This window comes from Amycolatopsis sp. 3B14 (assembly GCF_050958625.1).
GTDB lineage: Bacteria > Actinomycetota > Actinomycetes > Mycobacteriales > Pseudonocardiaceae > Amycolatopsis_E > Amycolatopsis_E thermoflava.
In genome coordinates this window covers 39,449-46,661 of the sequence record NZ_JBHZEN010000081.1, presented here as the reverse complement: position 1 = coordinate 46,661, position 7,213 = coordinate 39,449, and the positions used below count along the sequence as shown (strand labels likewise).

Sequence of the window (7,213 nt, the reverse complement as noted above, 5' to 3'; positions counted from 1 at the left end):
GCACCGGGATGAACGCGGAGTGCGGGCACGGCTGCGAGAGCGAGAGGACTGTGGGACCAGCGATGTGCACAGCTGAAAGTGACCCGGCGAACCGGCCGGCGCCGACGAGGGAGGACGCGTGACGAGCGAGAGCGCCGCCGTTCCCTGGTCCGGGATCCCGGCGAACCCGTCCGGGCGCACGCACCGGTCCTGGCTGGGGTGGCTGGCCGCGGCGCTGTGCTTCGGCGTCGCGGTGGCCCTGATCGCCTTCCAGGACAGCTACCGGATCTTCGAGACCTGGCTCGCCGGTGAACTGGTGACCGCCGTCTCCGGGCAGTACACCTTCGCCGTGCCCGGGCATCCGGTGCTGTACTTCCGGACGTCGGCCTCGCCCGGCGTCATGGGCATCAACGTCTCCCTGGCGTGCAGCAGCGCGCTGCTCGTGGCCCCGTTGTTCCTGACCTCCGGCGCGCTGTTCCTGTCCAGGGCGCGCTCCCGGATGCGGCTCATCCTCGCGACGCTGCTCGGCTTCCTCATCATCGCCGTCGCCAACAACATCCGGCTGATGCTGATCGTGATGCTCGGCGGCCGCTTCGGCGAGACCGGGCTCGACTGGGCCCACGTGCTCATCGGGTCGCTGGTGATGCTGACCGCGGGCGGTGTCGCGATCCTGCTCTACATCAGGATCACGACGGGACGGCGGCGGGAGGCGGACGGCCGATGAGCCTGCTCGAAGTCTCGATCAGCCTGTCGTTCTTCCTCGGACTGGTCTTCCTGGCTTACGTGTGCATCCTGGTGCGCGGGTTCGTCAAGGCGAAGCCGGAGCGGCCGGGCGACCCCGGCGAGCTGGACTGGCACTTCGTCATCCCCTGCCGGGACGAGCAGGCCGTGATCGGCGGGACGCTCGGCTACCTGGAGAGCACCTTCCCCGAGGCGCACCTGTGGGTGATCGACGACGCCTCCGGTGACGGCACCGCGGCGATCGTCGCCGAGCGGGCGGCGCGCAACCCCCGCATCCACCTGCTGGCGCGGAAACTGCCGGACGCCCGCAAGGGGAAGGGTGCCGCGCTGAACCACGGCTACCGGGAGATCAGCCGGCACGTCGGGGATTCGGACCTGCGGGCCCGCACGATCGTCGTCGTGGTGGACGCGGACGGCAGGCCGTCGGCCAACATGCTCGAGCTGTGCGCGGGCCCGGACGCGTTCGCCGACGAGTCGGTCGGCGCGGTGCAGGTCGAGGTCCGGATGGTCAACCGGGACGTCGAGCGGCCGCTGCCGCGCAAGGGCCCACTGGCGAACAAGTTCGCGGCGATGCTCGCCCGCATGCAGGACATCGAGTTCCGCGGCCCGATCTCGGCCATGCAGATCATCCGTCGCCGGACGGGCACCGTGAACATGGGTGGCAACGGCCAGATGAACCGGCTCACCGCGCTGGACAGCATCGCGGGGGAGTCGGCGGAACCCTGGGGCAACGCGCTCCTGGAGGACTTCGAGCTGGGGCTGCGGCTGATGCTCGCCGGGTGGCGGACGGCCTACAGCCGCGGGTCCTGGGTGGACCAGGAGGCGTTGTGGAGCCTGCCGCCGCTGGTCGTGCAACGCACCCGCTGGGCGCAGGGATCCATGCAGTGCCTCCGGTACCTGCCCAGAGTGTGGGGATCGCCGTGCTTCTCGACCGCGGGGTTCCTGGAGATCCTCTACTTCATGCTGCGGCCGTGGGTCCAGGTCGTCGGCTCGATCGTGTACGTCATCCCGCTGGCGGTCTTCGCTTTCAACGCCGCGGCCTACCGCGACTTCATGGCGGGCTTCCTCGCCAACGGCGGCCTGCTGCTCATGTTCGCCTACGCCGTCGTGGGTGTCGCGGAGTTCGCGATCTGGGGCTGGTTCTACCGGTCCCGCTGCGAACCCGGGGTCAGCCGCCGCTCCGCCGTCTACTACGGACTGTCGGTCGCGCTGTACTCGGTCCTGAACTACGTCATCGCCTGGCGCGCCTTCGGCCGGTTCGTCAGCGGGCGGGGCAGCTGGAAGAAGACCCGGCGCAACAGCGAGCTGGCCGGGACGCGGGCGCCCGCCGTCGGCGCCGTCACGAAATGAGGTCGGGAACTGTGCGACGCGCAATCGCCCGGGGCGCCTGGGCAAGCTTGCTGGTGATCGTCACGCTGGGCGGGGTCGCGCTGGCCGCCGCGGGCTTCATCCAGAGCCCGCCCGGGCTCGGCGCGGGAGAGCTGCGCACCAAGTGGGACGTCGGGGCGTGCCACCGGCTCGACCAGCCGGTGGAGACCTCGTGGGCGTTCCTGACCGACACCAAACCGGTCGTCCCGTGCGACAGCGAGCACACCACCGAGACCTACCAGGTGGTGGAGCTGCCCGCCGGCCTGGCGGCGGAGCCGGAGCGTCCCAGCCCGGTGCTGCTGCAGAAGGAAGGACCCCCGTTGTGCGGCGGCGACGTGCTGAACGCCTACGTGGGCGCGGACGAGCGCGACGCCGTCCGCGACCTCACGACCGTCGCCTTCTTCCCGACCGAGGAGGAGTGGCGCGGTGGCGAGCGGCGGATGCGGTGCGACGTGATGAACGTGCCCCGTGGGCAGCTGACGCCGGTGACGGTGTCGTCCCCGATCAAGGACTCCCTGAAGACCCCGGACGGGTCCCGCTTCCGCACCTGCCGTCTCGACGGCAGCGAGGTGACGTGCGACCAGCCGCACAACCGCGAGCTGGTCAACCCGTGGCTGCTGTTCGGGCCGGACCAGGTGGCGAAGGGCCGTGACTTCATGGTCGGCGTGGCGCGCCGGCTGTGCGGCCCCGAAGCGGAGGCCTACCTGGGCGCGCCGCCCGCGTCGCGGCCGGACCTCACGGTCGTGGTCGAGGTGCCCGGTGACCCGTCGATCCGGCAGGACAGCCGGGTGGGCCGGTGCTGGCTGGCGCCGTCGGACCCGGCGGTGACCCTGGACCGGAGCGTCCGGGCCTACCCGGCGGGGGCGAGCGCGTGACCGCCGTGCGGCGCACCTGGTCCTGGCTCGCCGAGCCGGGACGGCGCATCCCCGTGGTCTCCACCGCGCTGGGCGTGCTGTGGACCGTGATCATGCTGGCCCGCCTGTTCGTCGGCGGCGCGGTGGGGCTCGCGGACAACTTCGACGGCCACCGCCTGATGTGCCAGCTCCAGGTCGCCGCCGTGCCCAACGGCCACGACACCTGGGCCTACCTGAACCCGGTGTACGACACCCACGTCTGGTACGGAGAAGCGTGCAGCGCGGGTGGCACCGGCGAGCCGTACCTGAGCAGCCAGTGGTACTTCCTGTGGCTGGCGAAACTGCTCACCCCGGTGTTCGGCTTCGACCACGCGCTCGACCTGCGCGTCCTCGGGGTGGTCGTGTCGGTGTTCTTCGGCCTGGCCATCGGGCTGATCTGCGCGACGCTGCCGCTGCCGGTGTGGGTGCGGGTGCTGGTGGTGTCCCTGATCGGCCTGTTCACCGCCGACTCCACGATCGCCCCCTACTTCGTCTCGCCGCTGAGCGAGCCTGCCGCGATCATCGGGATGCTGGTGATCGTCGCCGCGCTGCTCCGCCTGTTGCGCCGGAACTTCGTGACCGTCGCCGACCTGTTGCTGGTCTCGGCCGCGGTGTTGTGGACGGTGATGGCGAAGACCCAGACGATCACCATGTTCGCCGGGGTGCTGCCCGCCATGCTGGTCCGGCCGGTGCGCTTCCCGTGGCTGGCGAAGCTGCGGAGGACGCGCCGCGAACTCGGCCCGGAACCGCCGCGTGGGCTGCCGCGGCGGGTGCTGGTGGGTGCGCTGCGGCGGACGCCCGCGGCCGTGATCTGCGGGTTGCTCGTGTTCGGGTGTGTGCAGTTCGCGAGCTCGCAGTCGCGGTGGCTCACCGAGATCTACCACTTCCACCAGGTGTTCGGCACGATCCTGCCCCTGGGTTCGGACCCGCGGCAGGACCTGCGGGACCTCGGCGTGGACGAGAGCCTGGCCCGGTACGACGGCGAGTCGATCCTGGCGCTGTCCGGACCGGGAGAGGTGCCGCAGGGCTACCGCGAGTTCCTCGACGACATGAGCATGACCAAAATCGCCGGGTTCTACGCCACCCATCCGGCGCGGATCTTCGCAGTGCTCGACCGCGGGCTGGACGCGGTGACCCAGGCCCGGCCCGGCTACCTCGGCAACTACACGCCGGACAGCGGGAAACCGGCCTACAGCCAGGAAAACCGGGTGTTCGCCGGGGGAGCGCTGTTCACCCTGTTCCGCCCGGTCCGCTGGGTCGTGTTCCCCGTGCTGTGGCTGGGTTCGCTCGCGCTCGGCGCCTGGCTCGCCCTGCACCGGCGGCTCGGCGCCGCGGGCCGCAGCATCGGCTGGCTGCTCGTGGCGCTCTCGCTCAACACCGTGGCGCAGCTGGCGTCCGTGCTGCTGTCGGACGGGCTGAACGACATCGTCAAGCACTCGATCTTCGTGGTCTACAGCACGTTCCTGTTGTTCCCCGCGCTGGTGGCGGCGCTCGGCGCGATCGACAAGATCGGCAGGCCCGACCAGTTCCTGCCCGGCCAGAAGCTGCCGAACACCGGCGTGCCGTGGCCCTGGCAGCGCAGGCGCGCGCGGCACGTCACGGGCGCCGTGCGGGGCGGCGAACGGGAAAGGGAACTGGAACCGGTGTGAGCGGGGGTTCCGCATGGGAGGTTCGGTGAGCACAGCCGCGGCAGGGCGGGCGAGGCCTCGGATCGGGTGGAAACCGCGGCTCTACGGCGCCCTCGGGAGCACCTGCCTCACGCTCGGCTTCGTCGCCCTGCTGTTCGTGGTCTACCAGCTGTACGTCGTGCCGGCCCGCACCGGTGCGGAACAACGCACGCTGGAGCAGGAACTGATCCAGCAGTGGGAGCAGCCGGACCCGTCCGGTCTGCCCGCGCCGGTGGTCGGCAACCCGTGGGACGCGGCGGTGCCACCGGCGCAGGGGCGGCCCCTGGTGCGGCTGTCCATCCCGCGGCTCGGCGCGCGCTGGGTGGTCGTGGAGGGTGTGACTCTGGCCGATCTGCGACGCGGTCCTGGCCACTATCCCGGCACCGCTTTTCCCGGGCAGCCGGGCAATTTCGCCGTGGCCGGGCACCGCGCGCCGGGTGTGTTCTGGGATCTGGACTTGCTCGCCGCGGGCGATTCGATCCAGGTGCAGGCTGGTGCGACCGAGTACACCTACACGGTCACCGGCACCGAGATCGTCCGGCCCGGTGACGTCGGCGTGATCGCGCCGGTGCCCGGCGATCCGGGCGCGCAGCCAGTGGAACCGGTTCTCACGCTGACGACGTGCAACCCGAAGTGGGCCAGCTATCAGCGGCTGATCGTCCACGCGAGCCTGTCCGGCGTCCGGACCGTGCCGATCGAGCCGGCGGGCTGAGCCGGATGTCCACACGCGACGGGGCCGGCCTCCTCCGATCGGACGAGGCGCCGCACGAAGTTCCGCAGGTGCACGGCACCACGGTGGGCCGACCGGACGCCGAACGCGTCATGTCGGCGTGAGTTTTCCCCGTCTTGTCTTCGCGGGCGGTTCCGCTCGCACCGTCTCAATCGGATTGGAGCTTTGCGATGGAGGAGGAGACGTGACGCGACCACGACAATGGTGGAAGTCGTCCATGGTCCGCCGGGCCGGCGCGGTGGCGGGGGTGGCGGCGGTCGTCGCGGCGGCCGGCGCGTCGTTCGCGATGGCGACCACGCCCGGGTCACCGGGCACCCCACAGGCGCCGACGACGATCTACGCCGAGAACTTCCAGAACCGCCCGGCCGCGACCCCGATCGTCCGGCTGAACCAGTACACCGGAGCAAGCGGCCAGCGGTATGGTGCCGATCCGCAGTGGCTGTCGATGTGCAACGGCTGGATCGCTTCGTCGGCCCAGCCGGTGGCGCCCGCCGCCCAGGTCAACGATTGTTCGAACCAGGGAACCTGGAACGCGGTGCAGCAGATGGCCTACGCCCTGGGCTCCTACACGGGCGTCGCGCCGAACAGCAACTACGCGGTGTCGGCGATGACCGCGGGTAACCCGGGTGCGCCGCACGTCGAGTTCAAGACCGCCTCGAACATCCCGTTCAGCGGCAGCAACCGGTTCGTCACGTTCAGCGTGGACGTGGCGGTGATCAACTGCTTCGCCAACCACCCGCTGCTGCAGTTCTCGTTGCTCGACGAGGCGGGGAGGGCGAGGCCGGTCGGCTCCCAGATCGACGGCTGCGGCGCTTCGCGGACGATCAACGTGCCGCAGATCGGGTCGGCGCCGGCCAAATCCGCCACTGTCGGCACCTACACCTCCAACGGCGCGGTGCTGGTCAACGGCAGCTCGATCGGCGTGCAGATGGTCAACAACCAGCCCAGCGGCACCGGTAACGACCACGCCTTCGACAACATCAAGATCCTCGATGTGACGCCGCAGCTGGACAAGTCGTTCAGCCCGGTGGAGGTGAACACCGGCGAGACGTCGACGCTGACGTTCACCATCACCAACACCAGCGAGCTGGCGGCGAAGAACGGCTGGTCGTTCACCGACGCGCTGCCCGCCGGGCTGACGGTGGCCGGCGCCGGGACGACGAACTGCCCGAGCGGTGCGGTGACCGCGGCGGCCGGCGCCACCTCGGTCAGCGTGACCGGCAACCTGACCGCGGGGATGGCGTCGTGCACTGTCAGCGTCCCGGTGACCTCCGGCACCGCCGGCAGCTACACCAACGGTCCCGGCAACATGTCGCTGGTCGGGCTCAACCCGCCCGCGGACACGACGGTCACGTTCGTGGAGCCGGACCCGAGCGCCGACCTGGCGCTGAGCAAGACCGCACCGCAGGACGAGGTGCAGCCCGGTGACCGCATCACCTACACCATCACGGTGATGAACCTCGGCCCGGCGGAGTCCTCGGGATACACCGTGACCGACCCGATCCCGGCCGGCCTGGTGGACGTGCAGGTGCCCGCAGGCTGCTCGGTCGGCTCGGACAGCGTGATCATCTGCACGGGTGGTCCGCTGGCCGCGGGTGACTCGGTGAGCTACGAGATCTCCGGCACGGTGGACGCGGTCAACGCGGACGGGGTGGCGAAGTACCTGACCAACGCCGCCCAGGTCACCGGGAACGACCCGGACAGCGACCCGAGCAACAACACCGGTTCCAAGACGGTGCGGGTCGTGCCGCTGGTGAGCCTCGCCATCGGTGGTGTCGGCGCCCTGGCCGGCGCCGGCGCATGGTTCCTGCGCCGGCGGTCGATCGTCAACTGAC

Annotated in this window: 6 protein-coding genes; all 6 read left to right on the top strand. The window is 70.7% G+C overall.

All coding sequences use genetic code 11. The features are described 5' to 3' along the window. Positions 1–118: 118 nt before the first annotated feature. The gene (locus ACCP09_RS35915; protein ID WP_433753305.1) at positions 119–703 is read left to right on the top strand and encodes an exosortase/archaeosortase family protein; all 585 of its coding nucleotides are present in this window, start codon (positions 119–121) and stop codon (positions 701–703) included. Then, the gene (locus ACCP09_RS35910) at positions 700–2,070 is read left to right on the top strand and encodes a glycosyltransferase family 2 protein (protein WP_433753303.1); all 1,371 of its coding nucleotides are present in this window, start codon (positions 700–702) and stop codon (positions 2,068–2,070) included. Before ACCP09_RS35915 ends, ACCP09_RS35910 begins: the two co-directional genes overlap by 4 nt. 53 nt (positions 2,071–2,123) lie before the next feature. After that, positions 2,124–2,963 carry a septum formation family protein gene (locus ACCP09_RS35905; protein ID WP_433753301.1) on the top strand — a complete coding sequence of 280 codons (840 nt, stop codon included), beginning with the start codon at positions 2,124–2,126 and terminating at the stop codon, positions 2,961–2,963. Further along, positions 2,960–4,630 (top strand): hypothetical protein, encoded by a 1,671-nt coding sequence (locus ACCP09_RS35900; protein ID WP_433753299.1) that lies wholly within the window; start codon positions 2,960–2,962, stop codon positions 4,628–4,630. Before ACCP09_RS35905 ends, ACCP09_RS35900 begins: the two co-directional genes overlap by 4 nt. Before the next feature lie 25 nt (positions 4,631–4,655). After that, positions 4,656–5,360: a class E sortase gene (locus ACCP09_RS35895; protein ID WP_433753297.1), complete on the top strand. Its 705-nt coding sequence runs from the start codon at positions 4,656–4,658 to the stop codon at positions 5,358–5,360. A 202-nt stretch (positions 5,361–5,562) separates the two neighbouring features. Beyond that, entirely contained in the window at positions 5,563–7,212 is a 1,650-nt protein-coding gene (locus tag ACCP09_RS35890) for a DUF11 domain-containing protein (protein WP_433753295.1), read from the top strand. The last annotated feature ends 1 nt before the right edge of the window (position 7,213 follow it).

What these genes read in the sequence shown, in the direction of transcription:
- ACCP09_RS35910 (WP_433753303.1), top strand. Translation starts at nt 700, where the DNA reads ATGAGCCTGCTCGAAGTCTCGATCAGCCTGTCGTTCTTCCTCGGACTG.